At 67.7% G+C, this 19064-nt stretch carries 15 protein-coding genes; 9 read left to right on the top strand and 6 right to left on the bottom strand.

Going from position 1 to position 19064, the window contains the following annotated elements; translation table 11 throughout:
- Window positions 1-22 precede the first annotated feature (22 nt).
- The 4 genes from ITI46_RS10195 (at window position 23) to ITI46_RS10180 (ending at window position 5037) form a co-directional block, all read left to right on the top strand.
- Window positions 23-262 (top strand): DUF6332 family protein, encoded by a 240-nt coding sequence (locus ITI46_RS10195; protein ID WP_209239130.1) that lies wholly within the window; start codon window positions 23-25, stop codon window positions 260-262.
- Window positions 263-383: 121 nt separating this feature from the next.
- Entirely contained in the window at window positions 384-2603 is a 2220-nt protein-coding gene (locus tag ITI46_RS10190; RefSeq protein ID WP_209239129.1) for an NADP-dependent isocitrate dehydrogenase, read from the top strand.
- 509 nt (window positions 2604-3112) lie between these two features.
- Window positions 3113-3490: a hypothetical protein gene (locus ITI46_RS10185; RefSeq protein ID WP_209239128.1), complete on the top strand. Its 378-nt coding sequence runs from the start codon at window positions 3113-3115 to the stop codon at window positions 3488-3490.
- Window positions 3491-3654: 164 nt separating this feature from the next.
- Complete coding sequence (locus ITI46_RS10180; RefSeq protein WP_209239127.1) at window positions 3655-5037, top strand: IS1380 family transposase; 1383 nt, start codon at window positions 3655-3657, stop codon at window positions 5035-5037.
- A 769-nt stretch (window positions 5038-5806) separates the two neighbouring features.
- Here the strand turns inward: ITI46_RS10180 and ITI46_RS10175 are convergent.
- Window positions 5807-7189, bottom strand: a complete 1383-nt coding sequence (locus ITI46_RS10175) for a WD40 repeat domain-containing protein (RefSeq protein WP_209239126.1) — start codon at window positions 7187-7189, stop codon at window positions 5807-5809.
- Window positions 7190-7462: 273 nt separating this feature from the next.
- On the opposite strand from ITI46_RS10175, the gene ITI46_RS35470 reads away from it, so the two are divergent.
- The 3 genes from ITI46_RS35470 to ITI46_RS10165 all read left to right on the top strand — a co-directional run bounded on the left by ITI46_RS35470 (window position 7463) and on the right by ITI46_RS10165 (window position 11371).
- Window positions 7463-7588, top strand: a complete 126-nt coding sequence (locus tag ITI46_RS35470; RefSeq protein ID WP_280634746.1) for a hypothetical protein — start codon at window positions 7463-7465, stop codon at window positions 7586-7588.
- Between the two features lie 460 nt (window positions 7589-8048).
- A complete protein-coding gene (locus ITI46_RS10170) occupies window positions 8049-9422 on the top strand; it encodes a hypothetical protein (RefSeq protein WP_209239125.1) in 1374 nt (457 codons plus the stop codon).
- Window positions 9423-9598: 176 nt separating this feature from the next.
- Window positions 9599-11371: a hypothetical protein gene (locus ITI46_RS10165; protein WP_209239124.1), complete on the top strand. Its 1773-nt coding sequence runs from the start codon at window positions 9599-9601 to the stop codon at window positions 11369-11371.
- Window positions 11372-11494: 123 nt separating this feature from the next.
- Here ITI46_RS10165 and glnA read toward each other — a convergent pair whose 3' ends face one another.
- A complete protein-coding gene (gene glnA, locus ITI46_RS10160) occupies window positions 11495-12910 on the bottom strand; it encodes a type I glutamate--ammonia ligase (RefSeq protein ID WP_209239123.1) in 1416 nt (471 codons plus the stop codon).
- A gap of 358 nt (window positions 12911-13268) precedes the next feature.
- Between glnA and ITI46_RS10155 the strand changes: the two genes are divergently transcribed.
- Complete coding sequence (locus ITI46_RS10155) at window positions 13269-13739, top strand: RDD family protein (protein WP_209239122.1); 471 nt, start codon at window positions 13269-13271, stop codon at window positions 13737-13739.
- 89 nt (window positions 13740-13828) lie between these two features.
- Here the strand turns inward: ITI46_RS10155 and ITI46_RS10150 are convergent, their stop codons facing one another.
- From ITI46_RS10150 to lipB, 4 genes are all read right to left on the bottom strand, one after another.
- Window positions 13829-14521: a DUF4191 domain-containing protein gene (locus ITI46_RS10150; RefSeq protein ID WP_209239121.1), complete on the bottom strand. Its 693-nt coding sequence runs from the start codon at window positions 14519-14521 to the stop codon at window positions 13829-13831.
- A 123-nt stretch (window positions 14522-14644) separates the two neighbouring features.
- A complete protein-coding gene (locus ITI46_RS10145; RefSeq protein WP_209239120.1) occupies window positions 14645-14833 on the bottom strand; it encodes a hypothetical protein in 189 nt (62 codons plus the stop codon).
- Between the two features lie 214 nt (window positions 14834-15047).
- Entirely contained in the window at window positions 15048-15989 is a 942-nt protein-coding gene (gene lipA / locus ITI46_RS10140) for a lipoyl synthase (protein ID WP_209239119.1), read from the bottom strand.
- A 196-nt stretch (window positions 15990-16185) separates the two neighbouring features.
- Window positions 16186-17025, bottom strand: coding sequence for a lipoyl(octanoyl) transferase LipB (gene lipB / locus ITI46_RS10135; protein WP_209239118.1), 840 nt, complete (start codon window positions 17023-17025; stop codon window positions 16186-16188).
- Between the two features lie 249 nt (window positions 17026-17274).
- Between lipB and ITI46_RS10130 the strand changes: the two genes are divergently transcribed.
- On the top strand, window positions 17275-19041 hold the full coding sequence (locus ITI46_RS10130) for an NsdA family TPR-like regulatory protein (RefSeq protein ID WP_209239117.1): 1767 nt from the start codon (window positions 17275-17277) through the stop codon (window positions 19039-19041).
- The last annotated feature ends 23 nt before the right edge of the window (window positions 19042-19064 follow it).

The raw sequence follows: 19064 nt of genomic DNA, 5'->3' as shown, positions 1-19064 counted from the left end.
GGGGAACAGGGGGACGGGGACCATGGCGAAACGCAGTCAAGCCGAGCGGGACGCGGTCACAGTCGAGATCGGCTACGCCGTGGTGACGGCGGTGGTGTTGGCCGGTGTGACTGGACTTGTCCTGGCGAGCCCACTGTGGCTGCTGGGTCTCGAGGGTGTGGCCGAGGAGATCATCGGCCGGGTCTCCATCGGCGCTGCCGTCGCAGTGCTCCTGTGGCGAGTGGTCAGCGTGCTGAGGCGGCACGAGAGCGAGGGCCGGTAGCCGGGACGGCCGGGATGGGCCCAAGGCTGCGCGCTGCACCCGAGCGCGGGCCGCTTTACTCCGGCGCCACCCCACGGGATATCTTGATATCGAGACGATGTAGACGCGAAGCGGAGTAGCGGTGACTGACTCGACCATCATCTATACGCAAACCGACGAGGCCCCGGCCCTGGCGACGTATTCGTTCCTGCCCGTGGTCGAGGCGTACGCCTCGACGGCCGGTGTCGCCGTCGAGAGCCGCGACATCTCCCTGGCCGGCCGGATCATCGCCGGCTTCCCCGAGCGCCTGGCCGAGAACCAGCGCATCGAGGACGCCCTGGCCCAGCTCGGCGAGCTGGCCAAGACCCCGCAGGCCAACATCATCAAGCTGCCGAACATCTCGGCGTCCATCCCGCAGCTCAAGGCCGCCATCGCGGAGCTGCAGGAGAAGGGCTACGCGCTGCCGGACTACCCGGACGACCCGCAGACCGACGAGGAGCGGGAGGTACGCGCCCGCTACGACAAGGTCAAGGGCAGTGCCGTCAACCCGGTCCTGCGCGAGGGCAACTCCGACCGCCGCGCCCCGGCCTCCGTAAAGAACTACGCCAAGGCCAACCCGCACCGCATGGGCGAGTGGCGTGCCGACTCCAGGACCAACGTCGCGCACATGGACGGCGACGACTTCCGCTCCACCGAGAAGTCCGTCGTGCTGGCCAAGGACGGTGCGCTCCGTATCGAGCTGCACGGCGACGACGGCTCCACGACGGTGCTGCGCGAGTCGGTGCCGGTGCAGGCGGGCGAGGTCGTGGACGCCGCCGTGATGCGGGTGGCCGCGCTGCGCGAGTTCCTGTCCGCGCAGGTCGAGCGGGCCAAAGCGGAGGGTGTGCTGTTCTCGGTGCACCTGAAGGCGACGATGATGAAGGTGTCCGACCCGATCATCTTCGGGCACACCGTCCGCGCCTTCTTCCCGCAGACCTTCGCCACCTACGGTGACAAGCTTGCCGCGGCCGGTCTGACGCCGAACGACGGTCTGGGCGGCATCTTCAAGGGCCTGGAGTCGCTGCCGGAGGGCGACAAGATCAAGGCGTCGTTCGACGCCGAGCTCGCCCAGGGTCCGGACCTGGCGATGGTCGACTCGCACCGCGGCATCACCAACCTGCACGTGCCCAGCGACGTCATCGTGGACGCCTCCATGCCCGCGATGATCCGTACCTCGGGCCACATGTGGAACAAGGACGACCAGGAGCAGGACGCCCTCGCGGTCATCCCGGACAGCAGCTACGCGGGCATCTACCAGGCCGTCCTCGACGACTGCCGCGCCAACGGCGCCTTCGACCCGGCCACCATGGGCTCGGTGCCGAACGTCGGCCTGATGGCGCAGAAGGCCGAGGAGTACGGCAGCCACGACAAGACCTTCGAGATCCCGGCGACCGGCACGGTCCGCGTCCTGGACGACGAGGGCGAGCTGGTGCTGGAGCAGGCCGTCGGCGAGGGCGACATCTTCCGGATGTGCCAGACCAAGGACGTGCCGATCCAGGACTGGGTCAAGCTGGCCGTCACCCGCGCCCGCGCCACCGGCGACCCGGCCGTCTTCTGGCTGGACGAGACCCGCGCACATGACAAGAACCTCATCGCGAAGGTCCGCGAGTACCTGCCGCTGCACGACACCGAGGGCCTGCGGATCGAGATCATGTCCCCGGCCGAGGCGATGAAGTTCTCCCTGGAGCGCATCCGCCGCGGCGAGAACACCATCTCCGTCACCGGCAACGTGCTGCGCGACTACCTCACCGACCTGTTCCCGATCATGGAGCTGGGCACCAGCGCCAAGATGCTCTCCGTCGTGCCGCTGATCAACGGCGGCGGGCTGTTCGAGACGGGCGCGGGCGGCTCGGCCCCCAAGCACGTGCAGCAGCTCGTCAAGGAGAACTACCTCAGGTGGGACTCGCTGGGTGAGTTCCTGGCCCTGGCCGTCAGCTTCGAGCACCTGGCCAACAAGACGGGCAACGCGCGTGCCCAGATCCTCGCCGACACCCTCGACCGCGCCACCGGCACCCTGCTGAACGAGAACAAGTCGCCCAGCCGCAAGCTCGGCAGCATCGACAACCGGGGCAGCCACTTCTACCTCGCCCTTTACTGGGCGCAGGAGCTGGCCGGGCAGACCGAGGACGCGCAGCTCGCGCAGGCGTTCTCCGGGCTGGCCAAGACGCTGGCCGAGCAGGAGCAGACCATCGTCGAGGAGCTGCTGGCCGTCCAGGGTTCGCCCGCCGACATCGGCGGCTACTACCAGCCGTCCCCGGAGAAGGCCGCGGCCGTCATGCGCCCGTCGAAGACCTTCAACGAGGCGCTGGCTTCGCTGAGCTGACAGCTTTCACCGGTAGGAGGGCCCGGGAGCGGCGGTCACCGCTTCCGGGCCCTCCCGTCGTTCGCTGACCAGGTTCAGTAGGGAGCCATCTGGCAGCGCCGACGCCCCCGAGCAACCGCAGCACTGTTCGGGCTGGCTCCTGAAAACCAGTTGCGGCCTCGGCCTGACACCACCTGTCCGGCCGTCATGCCGTGCGCCACCACGTCCAGGCCCCCACACCACGGCCGGACCTAACCTCGCGCTTTCACGAGGCGGGCTGCCCAAGGCTTGATCGTACACGCGGGCAGAACTCTTGACCTGCAACGATGAGGCCTGTCGAGAGTCCTGTTGGCTGCGACGAGGGAAGCACTTCCCGGGTGAAGAAGCCCGCGCCCTACCACGTGTTCGTGTTGAGGATGGCAGTCGTGGGCCGGCGCGAAGGACTGAGCTCTGTCTTGATCGAGTCGGCGCGTATTCTCCCGTCTGCCGTGGCGTCATGACCATCAGGAACAGGACCGACGGGGGACTGCATGAGTGAGAACAATGAACGGGGCTGGCGGATTCTCCACCTGATCGAACAAGATCATCAGTGGCGCGAGGAGAACCCTGACCTGTTCTTCGCGGAGCTCTGTGATGACTTGTGGCGCACCACTCCCGACGATGAAGCCCTGGAAGTCTTCAGGATCAGAGCCAGGAACGCCGCCTGGTGGGCTTCGGATGTCGTCGACTGTGTGGAGAGGGTCGTGGTCGGCAAACCCGAGTGGGCCGCCCGCACGCTGGAGCGCAGCGCCGATCTGTGGTTCGGTGCCCCGGCGTCGGTCACACCTGAGCCTTACCTCGACTGGCTTGCCGAACGCGCAGTGGAACTGCGCGGCGCGCTCGATGCGGAGCGTGGAAGACCTGTCTGAAGTCGGCGAGCAGCTTGCTCGCGCTGCAGCGCTGGTAGTGATTGATCTCGCGTTTCACAAGCGGAGTGTCCGACTGCTGGTCACTTAAGCCGAAAGTGCCTCTGACCAGCGAGAATGAGGATTGTCGAGGTCCTTGTTCCCGCATCCGCCGGAGGCACTTCCAGGTGAAGAAGCGTAGCGGGTCGTACCCGCGAGTGCGTGTTGAGGGCAACGGTCGTGGAATGGTCTCGCAGGCCGGGGCGGTGCTGTTGGCGAAGACGGTCCGAAAGACTGGGCTGGACAGCGCGATATCGGCGGCGTTGGCGCCTTGGCGCAAGCCACGTGCGGTGCACGATCCGGGCAAGATCCTGATGGATGTCGCGCTCGCGGTGGCACTGGGCGGGGACTGCCTGGCCGACGTCGGCCTGCTGCGGGCCGAGCCGGCCCTGTTCGGTCCGGTAGCTTCCGACCCGACGGTCTCCCGGCTGATCAGCAAGCTGGCGTCGGGCGGGCAGCGGGTCCTGGCCGCGCTGCGCACCGCACGTGCTGAAGTACGCGAACACGTATGGCGGTTGGCCGGGGATGCGGCGCCGGACGCGGGCGGGCAGGTGATCGTGGACATCGACGGTGTCCTTGTGATCGCGCACTCCGAGAAGCAGGACGCCGCCGCGACCTGGAAGAAGACGTTCGGGCACCACCCGCTGATGGGCTTTGTCGACCATGGCCGCGGTGGGACCGGAAAACCGGTGGCGGGGCTGCTGCGGCCAGGGAATGCAGGCTCCAACACCGCCGCCGATCACATCGAGGCCGCGAGACTGGCCCTGGCCCAGCTGCCGAAGAAGTACCGGCGCGGACGGCACACGCTGATCCGCTGCGACTCCGGCGGAGGCACCCATGAGTTCGTGGCCTGGCTCGCAGCCCGCGGACGATGGCTGTCCTACTCGGTCGGGATGACGATCACCGACGCCATCCACCAGGCCGCTTTGAAGATACCGGCGTCGGCATGGACACCAGCGGTCGAGCAGGACGGCGAGATCCGCGACGGCGCCTGGGTCGCCGAGATCGACACCGAGAGCGACTGCCTGACCGGCTGGCCGAAGGGCATACGACTGATCGTCCGCAAGGAACGCCCCCATCCGGGCGCCCAGCTGCGCTTCACCGACGTCGACGGGATGCGGCTGACCTGCTTCGCCACCAACACCAAGCACGCCCCGATCGCCGAACTGGAACTGCGTCACCGCCAGCGGGCCCGCGCCGAGGACCGCATCCGCGCCGCCCGCTCCACCGGCCTGCGCAACCTGCCCCTGTATGACACAGCGCAGAACCAGATCTGGCTGGAGATCGTCCAGATCGCCCTGGACCTGCTGGCCTGGATGCCGATGCTCGCTCTCACCGGAGCTGCCCGCCTATGGGAGCCCCGCCGTCTGCGACTGCGGCTGTTCTCCGCCGCCGCCCAGCTCGTCACAAGCGGACGCCGCCGCATCCTCCGCCTGGCAAAGCACTGGCCCTGGACCGACGTGATCACCAGCGCCCTCACCCGCCTCGACGCCCTGCCGAACCCCGGCTGACCAGCAGCGTCCCGCTCCTACGAGCAGCAAGCACACCCCGGAGCCGTGGAACCCGGCGCCCACCCGGCGCGACAACCGGGCCACCAACATGCCCACAAGCAGAAATCCCCGCTCCAAACGAGCAGAGAGGGTCCGTCAGCAAGCTGACGGACCCTCATGCAAGATCGAGGCTAAGCCCTGGGTGAGGGTGATTCCGGTGTAGCTCTGCCCTGACCGAACCAAGAGAATTGGTAGTCACTTCTGTCCATCCACCGAATCGCGACCAGTGTCGGACGCCAGCGGCCTCGGTGGCAAAAAGCAAAGCGTCATGCCGCACAGCGCCTGTGCCCCCGACCGCATATCTCGTCACACAGAAAGGCCGGGGCTGCCGGCTCCCGCCCAGGAGCCAGCAGCCCAGCCTTTCCGACAATCCTCAGCCGACCGTTGCCCAGTACAAATCCGGTGCGCACAGGTGCAGAAGGCCGCCGGAACAAGGGGAACCGCTAAGAAGCGTCCCCGCCGGCCACCGACCGCTCCGGGCTCCTCTCGCAGCCAGCCCGGCTCGATGGTTTAGATGTCGAAGTACAGCCGGAATATTCTCCTGATCTGCGCAGACTGGCCCACTGCGGTAGGCGGGTGCATATTGGGTGCCCACCGCCGGGAGAGGGCCGCGGAGGGGATTCGTGTCGTGCCGCGCGCCACTGAAGAGCGCGAGCCACCAGGGCGAAGCCGCCTATCAACGCGGCGGGGCAGCACTTTCCAGCAGATCTTTGGGACACGATTCACAGCATTACCACGGCCCCGTCCATGCGCCGCTGACCTCCCGTCGGTCCGAATCCCGAGGAGGCACCCAGAGGCGCATCCCGTCGCCGCTGCCAGTTGCCAGGACACGGCTGTCAGGTGAGTACGCAATCGTTCTGATCGGCTCAGTGTGGCTCGTCAGCGGCGTGCCCACCCGTGCGTTTGTCATCGTGTCCCAGACCTGCACGGTGGCGTCTTCACCGCCCGTGGCCAAGCATCGGCTGTCCGGCGAGAACGCGAGGGCAGTAACTGGGCCGTCGTGGCCCTTGAGAGGATTACCGGATTCCTTCCGGGTCGATGCGTCCCAGAGCCTGACCGTGGTGTCCTCGCCAGCCGTGGCGAGATATCGGCCGTCGGGTGAGAAAGCCAGAGCCGTGACCGGTGTCCGATGCCCGACGACTTCCTCGCCAGTCTCCTCGCCAGTGGACGGCTCCAAGAAGCGAACACCTCCGTTTTCTCCGTCAAGGGCCAGAGCGACGGCAAGTCGGCCGCTTGGGGAGAACGCCATCGCCGTGGTGGTATACGGCTGGCTGAGCCACTTTCCGACCCGGCGCGGCTGCGCAGGATCCGTGACATCCCACACCCGCAAGGTCCTTCCTGCGGCAGCCATATGACGCCCGTCGGGAGCAAACTCTACGGTGCGTAGGCCCTCCTGACCGGTCAAGGCTTTGCCCACCCGCGTTCGGGCACGCACATCCCACAGGCGAGTGGTGCCACTGGAATAGCAGATTGCCAGCAAGCCCCCGTTCGGCGAGAACGCCAAGGACTCGACGGAATGGTCGGATCGTCCGCCGAGTTCTCTGGCAGTGTCCCCCGATGGGAAAGCGTCTGCGGCGAGATCCCACGCTCGTACCTGCCCACGGTAATCGGCGGCCAGGACGCTTCCGTCCGGAGAGAACGCCACTGCCTCCATGCCGGCCCAGCGTTCCTGCTTCAGCGGGCCGATCTCCAGTCCGCGCCCCTGGTTCAGGGCACTCAGCAGCATTCGGCCAGCTATCCCGCTGTCTGGTGCGAGAGGGCGACCAGCTACCGGGGCACCCTGGCCACCCCGGCGCCAGCGGCTCTTCTGATTCGCCTCCAGCTTCTTGAGACGCTGCCAGCGTTCACGCCATTCGGCCAGCCGCTTGTCATGGTATGGCGCGGGGTCCCCGGGGTAGGTCAGCATCACACGGACAAGAGCCAGGCAAAAGTCGTATGTGGGCAGCCTCTTACCGTTGAGGACCTCACTGACACCAGAGGCCGACAACGGCCGATTTTTGGGCGCCCGCGCCGCGATCTGCGCCAGAGTGGGCTCGCCAGCTTCGATGCGGAGTTGCTGCAGATCCTTGGCCCATGCTTCTAACTCCGTCTGCATTTCAATGTCGTGCTCCATGGGCTCCCTTCCCTCATCGGGCACATGCTAGAGCCACATGGGCGAAGTTCGCCGAAGGTTTGCGAAGGAGACCGCAGGTCGCCGAAGAAGCATGAAACTCCTCCAGCTCGTGGTGCCTTCGCGGTAGCAGCCAGACTCGTACGAGTTCTTTCGCAGCTCTGGGACCCGGCGTCGCTGTGGCGGTGCACTTAGTGCATGACAAAGAAAGCGACCCCGTCTCGGAGCCGAGCAGCCCGTGTCCGATCTCTTTTCCGCGCGCAGACGCTCCGTCGGATGACTACCGCTGACCGTGCCTCACACGCCCCCCGTGAGCTGTCCGCCAACGCCGCCAAGGGAGTGGCTTTCGGCGTCGGGCGGGCCGCTGTTGCCTGGCTGGACATCTGGCTCCGCGGCCAGTGACAGGACTGCCCAGCGGCAGGAAGACCTTCAGGCGCTTGCGAAGCGGTGGGGATCACGGCCCCACTCGGGACAGCGACCCCACCAGCAATTACTGACGCTGCATCAGGCATTTCGGCCGACCGGGCCACACTGGGTGCGGTCCTGAAAACCGAAGTATCCACGAGAGACACTGAGACGTGGTTCCGCAGGTCAAAATCGACTTCCAAGGCTCCGGCCAAGGTCACCCGACCCGCTTGGAGGTCGAAGTACAGCAGGAGGTCACCTAGCAGGGAAGCCATTCTGTCCTGCGGATACGCGGACTTGATGACGGGCCTGGCGCACAAGGGGTGCACGCTGTGCACCCGCCGAGGGCTGCGGACAGGAGTGCCACCGTCCGAGCAGCAGTCAGCCTGCAGGGAAACCTCTGGGCGCCCATGCGCACTTGCGTGCGCCCGCTCCCCCCTCCATACCGTGACACACCATGTCAGTACCTGCAGAACGCATCCTCGCACTGTTGCGCCGCCGGTTCCCCGTACGCGTCAATTCGACAGCCTCGCTGGTGATGGACACCGACAAGGCAGCCACAGCTATCGCCCGCAAACGTGCACGCGAGCGAGGCGAGGAGGAACGAGTTCCTCGAAAACCCGGGCTTGAACCGCTGTCCACCGACGAACGGAACGATCTCACCACCACGCCTTGGTGGTTGCTCGGCGTCTTCGCACGAGCCGCCACTCTGGCTCGTCATGGGCGCGGCAGAGGCTTGGCCGAGCACTGGCAGGCCCTGAAGTACTGCCAGGCCCTGGGAGCCGGTGCCAGCGGATACCTGGCCCTCACCGAGGAGGGGCAGAACCCAGAACTCTCCTACAGGGCCATGCAGGCCCGGGAGTTGGGGCGCGCACTCGGGCTCGCAATCGCGGAGCGCACAGTGCGGGCCCGCTTCCCGGATCACCTGGTCTCGACTGTCGACGCCGAGGCGGTATTGCTGGCTGGTTTCGGGCGCTCCGACCCGCGGCCTTCCCTGGGTGCTCGACCACGACCGGACTTCTTCATCGAGGCATGGAAGCCCGGCGAACCATCCCGGTTGTTCGTGGTGACGACCAACGGAAATCACCAGAAGGCGCCCAAGCGCACAGGGAAGACCGACCGCTCAGCCTTCAAGCAGCTGGCCAGGGCCAGTGAGCGTGCCGAACATTTCCACCTCGCCGAGTGGAACACCACACCCTGCCTGCTGATGTCCACCGAGCTGCTGGCCAAGGAGGGCATCACCATCAACGCTCTGCAGGCACCCGGTCAGGGGCTGTTACCTCAGCGACCGGCCACAGGAAGCGATAGTGCAGACACCGTGCCATCGAAGCGGAACCCTCCCTACGTCAACTCTGTGAGAGTCCCGGCCCTCGCTGGCAAGGAGAGTTTCCACGACGGCTTTCTCATTCCACGGAAGGACCGCGCATGGTTCGGTCAAGTACTTGCCCGAACAGGTGCCGCAGGTCAACTGGCGTTCGCCGGCGCCGGCACAGAGATCGCTCAGTACTTGACCAGCGATCAGGGCCGCAAGCAATACGAACAGCGAACATTCGCGGGATCATCCAGCGTGCGGGACACAGATCACCGCTTCGGCACGACACACTTCTTCGGCACCGACCAGGTTTTCAGGTTGAACGGGATCCGCGTCGAGGCGTTCTCAGGGCTCGCAGAGGACCTGTACCAGCTTCTGATTGGAGGGAAAGTCGAGGCGTACCGGCGCCGGGCATATGACCTCCGCCCCACGCTGCCGAGTGATGCGACCGCTCCAGGGTGGGGCCCGGTCTCCTTCGGCGAGGACGGCACCGTCATGGCTTTGCGTGTTCTCCCCTAAGAAGGCGAACAGAAGTGGTGCGTGGACCAGGACCAGCATGTCCGCGCGCTGATGGCCACGTCGGAGACTGAGATCATTCAGCGTTGCTGCTCCAGCTGCCCACGCCATGTGAGGAGCAACGCTGAAAGATCTCACTGGCTTAAGGTCCGTCAGAGGTCGCTCGTAAGCTCTGGAGCATGGAGAGCACCAAAGTCACAGAAGCCGATGTCGACGAGGCGATGGTCGTCGGGGACAGCAACAGGCAGTCACTTCGACGAGATGATCCCGCCGTCCAGGCCCTCGCCGCAGCAGTATCCGTGCGGCGCCGCTTACAGGGAAAAGAGGCGGTCACGGACGACGAACTGCTTGCGGCGCATGACCAGCTGCACGCCAAGATGCCTCGCAGGAACGGCGGCAGCCTCGAGGCACTTGCCGAAGCCCTACTGGGCCGCGGGATCGTGCCCGCGCCCGGCGAGTACGACGGCGACTGGTGGCTGTGGTGGCCCAAGAAAGGCTACGGGCCGTGTCGGGACTGCCGAGAGCGCCGGTCACTGACGCGCTACTCCGCCAAGTGGGGCAAGTCCTTCAGATACTTGTGCGCACGCTGCCGCAAGCAGGAACTGGCAGACGATTCGGCGTACCTCAACAGTCTCACCGGTGTCACCCCGGAGGAAGGTGAGTCGGCCGAATCCCTCTTCAGCCGACGTGCGGCAGCTCTCATCGGCAAGCTGAGCAGCCAAGCAGTACCCGAGAGACAAGCAGGTCCCCCGGACGCCGATCAGTGGGGCGAGTACGTAGACCGGCTCATGGAAGTACTCAGCCCGCTCGACTGGGCCGGCTGGGAAGTCCCGGACGAATATGATTCGGGCTGGGATGCCGAAAGTGGCCAAATGCTCTCCGCCACGCTGTGGCGTACCAACGCCGCACTGGATGTCGAGTACTACCCGCGCGAGAACCGCCTCCGGTTTCTTCCCTACGAAGACGTATGCGGCGACTTCCCGGTATCTTCTTCCGCACTCGATGAAGAGGTCGAACTCACGGTCACCCTCCGGGGCGACGAGGCCGTCACGACGGTCCGACGTCGAGCTGGCGCGATGGGATTGCTGGATGCAACTCGCGTCCGTGTGGCGGAGGGGGCTGATCCAGAAGCCGCAGAGGCGCTCGAAGCGAAATCGCTACTGTCCCTCTTCGGCCCGGCAGCCTCGTATCGGAACATCCCGGTTGCGGAGGTCCTCAAGGAAGCTGTCCAGCACCCTGATCTCAGCACCTATCTGCGCTGGGTTGTCGGAATGGCAGGCCGCAACGTGCACCCGGATCCGGTGCCCGATGGGGCCGCTCTGGGTATCGCGGCCTGGTGCTGGCGCAATGAAACGGCTGTGGAGACTCACCATCTGTCCTCGGACGTGCTGATGGCTCGAGTGGACATTGCGGTGACTCGCGCGGTGCTGCCTCATGTCTGCCCGTACGAAGGTATCGACTGGGGCGGGATCGAGCAGTCACTGACTGATACGGACTGGGAACTCCCCAACGGTCGAACCATCTCCTCCCTGTTCGGCGACGGATGGCCGGAGGTGCAGTCGACGGTGCGTGAGCAGGTCCGGAAATGGCAACGCCTCGACAGCGAAATTCTGGGTCTGGACACCACTTTGAGGCTCATGACGATCGGTGGCTCGACCAGCTACACATGCCATTGGTGGGGACAAGGGCGGTGGCGCGCCATCTGTGAAGAGATCGTCCGCGATGCTGTAGAAGCTGGCTTCTCGCTGCCACAGCCATACGACTGCCGTGGTCCTGACGCCTTGATCGACGACTTGGAACACCCGGACCTGCAGTCCGACGCAGTACTGGACTGGCTTATCGACATGCCCGAAGCCACCGTTTCAGGGCCTCACGGATTGCGCCACCATCCAGTTACCCAGCCACTCGTGCGCGAATACGATCCATGGTGGGTAACGCCGGAGGGAGACTGAGTCCGCAGCCGACGGCGACCAGGCCCTACGAGCGGATCGAGCGTCTACCTCCAGCGGGACCAGCTGGAGGTAGACGCTCGGGGGTCCTTCGGCCAACTACTCGCCGAGTTCGAGTTCTAGTTTCTAGATGTCGAAGTACAGCTCGAACTCGTGCGGGTGGGGGCGGAGCTGCATGGGGGCGATTTCGTTGGTGCGCTTGTAGTCGATCCAGGTCTCGATCAGGTCGGAGGTGAAGACGCCGCCGGCCTGGAGGTACTCGTTGTCGGCCTCCAGGGCGTCCAGGACGGCCGGGAGGGAGGTGGGGACCTGGGGGACGTCCGCGTGCTCTTCGGGGGCGAGCTCGTAGAGGTCCTTGTCGATCGGCTCGGCGGGCTCGATCTTGTTCTTGATGCCGTCCAGGCCCGCCAGGAGGAGCGCGGAGAAGGCCAGGTAGGGGTTGGACGAGGGGTCCGGGGCGCGGAACTCGACGCGCTTGGCCTTCGGGTTGGAGCCCGTGATCGGGATACGCATCGCGGCGGAGCGGTTGCGCTGCGAGTAGACCAGGTTGACCGGGGCCTCGAAGCCGGGGACCAGGCGGTGGTAGGAGTTCACCGTCGGGTTGGTGAAGGCCAGGAGGGAGGGGGCGTGGCGCAGGATGCCGCCGATGTAGTAGCGGGCGGTGTCCGAGAGGCCCGCATAGCCCTGCTCGTCGTAGAAGAGGGGGTCGCCGCCGGCCCACAGGGACTGGTGGACGTGCATGCCGGAGCCGTTGTCGCCGAAGATCGGCTTGGGCATGAAGGTGGCGGTCTTGCCGTTGCGCCAGGCCGTGTTCTTGACGATGTACTTGAACAGCATCAGGTCGTCGGCCGCGGCCAGCAGCGTGTTGAACTTGTAGTTGATCTCCGCCTGGCCCGCGGTGCCCACCTCGTGGTGCTGGCGCTCGACCTGGAGGCCCGCGCGGATCAGCTCGGAGGAGATCTCGGCGCGCAGGTCGGCGAAGTGGTCGACCGGCGGGGCCGGGAAGTAGCCGCCCTTGTAACGGACCTTGTAGCCGCGGTTGCCGCCGTCCTCGAGAGCGCCGGTGTTCCAGGCGCCCGCCTCGGAGTCGATCTCGTAGAAGGAGCGGTTCGCGGTGGTCTCGAAGCGGGCGCTGTCGAATACGTAGAACTCCGCCTCGGGACCGAAGAACGCGGTGTCGGCGATGCCGGAGGAGGCGAGATACGCCTCGGCCTTCTTGGCCACGTTCCGCGGGTCACGGCTGTACTGCTCACCGGTGATCGGGTCGTGGATGAAGAAGTTGATGTTGAGGTGCTTCTCGGAGCGGAACGGGTCCACCCGGGCGGTCGACAGGTCCGGGACCAGAGCCATGTCGGACTCGTGGATGGCCTGGAAGCCGCGGATCGAGGAGCCGTCGAACATCAGGCTCTCGGCGGGGTCGAAGGCCTCCGCCGGAACGGCGAAGTGCTGCATGACGCCGGGCAGGTCGCAGAAGCGGACGTCGATGTATTTGACGTCGTTGTCCGCGATGTACTTCTTAGCCTCGTCGGCGTTCTGGAACATCCATCCTCCTAGTCCCGCCGCGTCGGGACGGGCTTGCTCCGGCTCCGGGTGCGGGCACGGTGGCGCCGCACGCCTGGTGGCCGACCATAGGCAGGTGCCATTTCTCCAGCATGACCCATCTGTTTCGCCGATGTTAACCACCAGGCCGGAACGGTGGCGGATAACGATCCGGAGTGCCACTGTTACGTTCAGTTTGCATTCTGCTTGCCTGTGTTTACTCGGCTACGCCCCGGTGTGAGACCTGGCGCGTATACGGCGTACAGCAGGCCGGTGTACGGCGTACGACGTGAGGCGTGCACCGTACCGGCCGGCCGCAGCCGACCGGTCCGCCGCGAAACCCGCGCGATACCGTTGTCGGGTGGACAACAGGGACGCAATCGGGTCGTGGCTGTCGGGACCGCGGGCCGCGGCTGAGGAGATGGGGGCCGACTTCGGCTACCGCGGCAAGCGGCTCGGCCTGCCCGAGGAGGGTTCCGGAGCCGTCGCGCCGGTCGGGCGCCGGATCGGCGCACTCTTCATCGACTGGGCGCTCTCCGCGCTCATCGCCTACGGACTGCTGGCGGACCGCCGCCTGGAGGCCACCAACAACTGGGCGCTGATCGTCTTCCTCGTCATGAGCCTGCTGACCGTCGGCACGGTCGGCTCCACGCCCGGCAAGCGGCTGCTGGGGCTGCGCGTCGTCTCCCTGGACGGGCTGACGAAGCTGCCGGTGTGGCGTACGGCGGTGCGTACGGTGCTGCTCGGCCTCGCCATCCCCGCGCTGATCTGGGACCGCGACAACCGCGGACTGCACGACCGGCTCTCGGGTTCGGTCCAGGTGAGGATCTGAGCCGGCCGAGTCTGAAGACAGCGAGCAGTCAAGCAGTCAGGGCGGGCCCCCGGAGAGGGAGCCCGCCCTGACTGCTCCCGCAGTGGCGGTCAGCGGCCGCCCTGCGGGCCCTTGGGGAGCTTCATCCCCTTGGGCATCGGGCCCTTCGGGATCGGCATGTTGCTCATGAGGTCGCCGAGCGCCCGGAGCCGGTCGTTGATCTGAGTGACCTCGGCGCCCTGGAGCGTACGGGGCAGCTTCATGATCTTGACGCGGAGCTTCTTCAGCTCGACCTGGCCCTCGTCCGGGCCGACGACCAGGGTGTGGACCGGCACATCGCCGACGACACGGTTCATCTTCTTCTTCTCGGACGCCAGCAGCCCGCGCAGCCGGTTCGGGTTGCCCTCGCCGACGAGCACGATGCCGGCCTTGCCGACCGCGCGGTGGACGACGTCCTGGCTGCGGTTCATCGCCACGGCCGGGGTCACCTGCCAGCCTCGGCCGATGTTCTCCAGCACTGCGGCCGCCGCTCCCGGCTGGCCCTCCATCTGCCCGAACGCGGCCCGCTCGGCGCGCCGCCCGAAGACGATCGCGCAGGCCAGCAGGGCCAGGAGCACGCCCAGAATTCCCAGGTAGACCGGGTGGTCGATCAGGAAGCCGATCGCGAGGAGTACACCGAAGGTGACAAGCCCCACACCGGCCAGGATCCAACCGATCTTCCGGTCCACGCGCCGGGTCATCTTGTACGTCTGAGCGATCTGCTTGAGCCGCCCAGGGTTCTCGGTGTTGTCCTTCCTCGCCATGCGGTGAAGTTTACGTGGGAGGGCGGAGGGACCGCTTCGGGGCCGGGGGTACGGGGGGCCGCCCCCCGCACTGGGAGGGCCGGCGGGCCCCCGTACGGCTCCAAGAGCAGCCGCGCTGAACGGTCAGCCGCGGCCGGTCAGCATGGGGCGGGGGGCCGAGGCGGCGTTCATTACGGTCTCCGCCTCATGGCGGGCCCGGGCGCGGCGGCGGTCCTCCTGGACCGCCGTCCACGCGTTGCGCCGGGCGACCCGCTGCCCGTTGCCGAAGAAAAGGTGCTCCAGACCTTCCAGTGCCCACAGGGTGGTTCGCACTGTCGTCCCCTCCGTCAGTCATCCGTCTGAACCGGGCGCCACCCGCGCAGTCGAGAACAGGTCGAGAAGCTGCGCGAGCGCGGTGTGTGGTTTCAGCGTTACGCCTCGGTGTTACCAGGCGATGACCGGAGGGTCAAAGTCCACGAAAGCCTGTGCGGCGAAGCTCACTCCGGGCGATCGGAAACCTCGCCGCACAGCCTCCTGGAACCCGCGCTCAGGCGGCCGAGTTCGTGCCCGTCCGACGGGCCTCGACGGCCTGCTGGTAGAGGCGTCCGGCGCGGTAGGAGGAGCGGACGAGCGGTCCTGACATGACGCCCGCGTAGCCGATCTCGTCGGCCTCCTGCTTCAGCTCGACGAACTCCTGCGGCTTCACCCAGCGCTCGACCGGGTGGTGCCGCGGGGTGGGGCGCAGGTACTGGGTGATGGTGATCAGCTCGGCGCCGGCCTCGTGCAGATCGCGCAGAGCCTCGCTGATCTCCTCGCGGGTCTCGCCCAGACCGAGGATCAGGTTGGACTTGACGACAAGACCGGCCTCGCGGGCGCGGGTGAGGACTTCCAGCGAGCGCTCGTAGCGGAAGCCGGGGCGGATGCGCTTGAAGATGCGGGGCACCGTCTCCACGTTGTGCGCCAGCACCTCGGGGCGGGAGGAGAAGACCTCCGCGAGCTGGTCGGGCTCGGCGTTGAAGTCGGGGATGAGCAGCTCGACGCCGGTGTCGGGCATCAGCCCGTGGATCTGGCGGACGGTCTCCGCGTAGAGCCAGGCGCCGCCGTCCTCGAGGTCGTCGCGGGCCACGCCGGTGATCGTCGCGTAGCGGAGCTCCATCGTGCGGACGGACTCGGCGACGCGGCGCGGCTCGTCGCGGTCGAGCTCGGCGGGCTTGCCGGTGTCGATCTGGCAGAAGTCGCACCGGCGGGTGCACTGCTCGCCGCCGATCAGGAAGGTCGCCTCGCGGTCCTCCCAGCATTCGAAGATGTTGGGACAGCCCGCCTCCTGGCAGACCGTGTGCAGGCCCTCGCTCTTGACCAGGTTCTGGAGGGCGTTGTACTCGGGGCCCATTTTCGCCCGGGTCTTGATCCACTCGGGCTTGCGCTCGATGGGGGTCTGGCTGTTGCGGACTTCAAGGCGGAGCAATCGCCGGCCGTCAGGCCTTGGCATTGACTGCCCGTCGGGTGCGACAGCGGACACGTCCGGCTCCCTACGTACTTTCGATTCAGCGGCGGGTATCAGCCTACGCCTGCGGTTCATGGCTTTCGTACCGGCCGGAGCCCGGGAAACATCCGACGCTCCGGCCTGCGGCGGAGATGCAGGAGACCAGGGACGGGCCCGGACTCGAACCGGACCCGGACCGGGCTCAGACCGCGCGGGGCATCGGAGTCGCGGACTCCAGCACCTCGCGCAGGTGCTTCTCCATCAGGGGAAGCACCTCGGAGACCGGAACATTCCTGCCCAGCTCCTGCGAGAGCGAGGTGACGCCCGCGTCACGGATGCCGCAGGGGACGATCCGGTCGAAACCGGTCGTATCCGGGTTGCAGTTCAGGGAGAAGCCGTGCATGGTCACGCCCTTGGCGACGCGGATGCCGATCTGCGCCAGCTTGCGGTCCTCACCGCGCTGGCCCGCGTTGGAGGGCGCGTACTCCGGGCCCATCAGACGGGGGTCGTAGTCCTCCTGGTCCAGCCGCGGGTCGAGGTCCAGCGCCAGGCCCGAGGACGGCTTCGTCCCCGGCCCGGCGGGCTTCTCCACCGCGTCGCCCAGCACCCATACGCCGCTGCGGCCCTCCACCCGCGTCGTCTCCAGGCCGAGCTCGGCGCAGGCGCGGATCATGGCCTCCTCGAGGCGGCGGACGTGTGCGACGACGTCCACCGGACGCGGCAGCTTCAGGATCGGATAGCCGACGAGCTGTCCGGGGCCGTGCCAGGTGATCTTGCCGCCGCGGTCGACGTCGACCACGGGGGTGCCGTCAAGCGGGCGTTCGCTGTCCTCGGTACGCCGCCCGGCCGTGTAGACCGGCGGGTGCTCCAGCAGCAGACAGGTGTCGGGGATCTCGTCGGCGAAGCGTGCCGCGTGCACCCGCTTCTGCTCCTGCCAGGCGTCCAGGTAGTCGACGGCGTTGTCGCCGAATCCCAGGTGGACGAAGCGGAGTTCGCCGTCCACCGGACCGTCCGCCGGACTCTCCAGCCGGGGTTCTCCCATGCCTTCTCTCCTTCGTAAGCCCGCGCCGTACGCCTGCGCACACCGGATGCGGGCCGCTTCGCGCAGCGCGCCCTCAGCCACTGTACGGCCGTCGCGCTCCGTCCCCGCAGGTGGCCGCCCCCTCACACGTACGGATGAATGCGCGACGAAGGCGGCGAACGATGTACGAGGGCCCGTTACATTCGCGCCGTTCCAGCAGGGCGCCCCGGCGTCTGACACAAGCCGTGAGGGCAGGAGACCGTAGACCTGATGACGATGGAACGACCTGGGGAGTCCGTGAACGACGCGGCCCAGCCATCCCAGCAGCGCATCCCCAACCGCCAGCTCGCAGCGCTGATCGCCGAGGCGGGCTTCTCCAACGCGGGCCTGGCCAGGCGCGTGGACCAGCTCGGCCTCGAACACGGTCTTGACCTGCGCTACGACAAGACGTCGGTGACCCGGTGGCTGCGCGGCCAGCAGCCCAGGGGGACGACGCCCGCGCTGATCGCCGAGGTCTTCACCCGGCGCCTGGGGCGGCGGCTGACCGCACAGGATCTCGGCCTCGACGCCTGCGCGCCGGTGTACGCGGGGCTGGAGTTCGCGGCGACGCCCGCCGAGGCGGTCGACATCGTCAGCGGATTGTGGCGTAAGGACTCCGGCAGCCATGCGGAGCTGCGGAAGATCGCGTTCACTCCGGCGGGACTCGTGGTGCCGAGCCGGGACTGGCTGATCGGCCGGGCGGACGAGCGCGTGGCACGCGGCCCCGAACCGGACGGCTCGGGCAGCCCGGCAGGGCCCGGGGGCCCAGGGTCGGGCGGCGGAGCGACCGGCGCCGGGCCTGGCTCCGTGCCGGGAGCCGGCCAGTCGGCGCCCGGCACCGGCACCGGGCTCGGCGCACCCCGCGGACAGGGCCTCGGGCAGGCGCACGGAGCGGGGCACGGGCACAGCCACGGACTCGGCCACGGGCACGGCCCTGCTTCCGGATCCGCCGCCGCGGGTCCGGGCGGCATGGGGCACGGCGCCACAGGGCTGCGGGTCCCGGCACAGTCCCGGGTCGGCGGCGGGCCGGGGGCGAACACCAGGCCGCCGTCGCTGGCCGCTGCCCGGCTGGACCGGGTGGAGCGCGGCCCGGGTCAGCGGGTGTCCGGGGGCGACGTGGCGGCGCTGCGTTCGGTGTGCGAGCTCTTCCGCGCCCTGGACCACGCCTACGGCGGCGGGCACGCGCGGCAGGCCCTGGTGCGGTATCTGGAGCACGAGGCCGAGCCGATGCTGCGCGGCGTCTACGGGGAGCAGCTCGGCAGGAGGCTGTTCGCGGCCGCTGCCGATCTGACCCGGCTGGCGGGCTGGACCTCCTACGACATCGCCGCGCACGGCCTGGCGCAGCGCTACTTCGTGCAGGCGCTGCGGCTGACCCAGGCGGCCGGCGACCGCGCCTTCGGCGCCTATGTGCTGGTGACGATGAGCAGGCAGGCCGTCTATCTGGGGCACGGGCGCGAGGCGGTGCAGCTGGCCCGGGTCGCGCAGCAGGGCGTCGGCACCTCGGTGCCGCCGGTGGTCCAGGCGCTGCTGCACGCGGCTGAGGCGCGCGGGCACGGGGTGCTGGGCGAGGTGCGGGCCTGCACGGCGTCGCTGGCCCGCGCGGAGCGGGCGCTGGAGTCCGCCCGGCCCAGCGAGGACGTACCCGCCTGGGCGCGGTTCTTCGACGAGGCGCAGCTGGCCGACGAGTTCGGGCACTGCCACCGCGACCTCCAGCAGTACCGCGCCGCCGCGCAGCACGCCGAGCGCTCGCTCCAGCTGCGCAGCGCCGGGTTCGCGCGCAGCCGGCTGTTCTGCCGGGTGGTGCTGGCCACGGCGCGGCTGGGGCTGGGCGAGATCGAGCAGGCGTGCGCGCTGGGTGCGGAGGCGGCCCACCAGGCGGCGGAGATGCGGTCCGTACGTGCTCATGAGTACGTACGGGATTTCGAGCGGCGGTTGGAGCCGTATCGGGATGCGGCGGCCGTCCGGCAGTATCGGGAGAAGGTCTCGGCGTTGGTGTGAGACTTTTCTTGTGAGGCTGTCCT

Source organism: Streptomyces oryzae (assembly GCF_017676365.1).
Taxonomy (GTDB): domain Bacteria; phylum Actinomycetota; class Actinomycetes; order Streptomycetales; family Streptomycetaceae; genus Streptomyces; species Streptomyces oryzae.
This window is presented reverse-complemented; position numbering and strand designations above follow the sequence as displayed.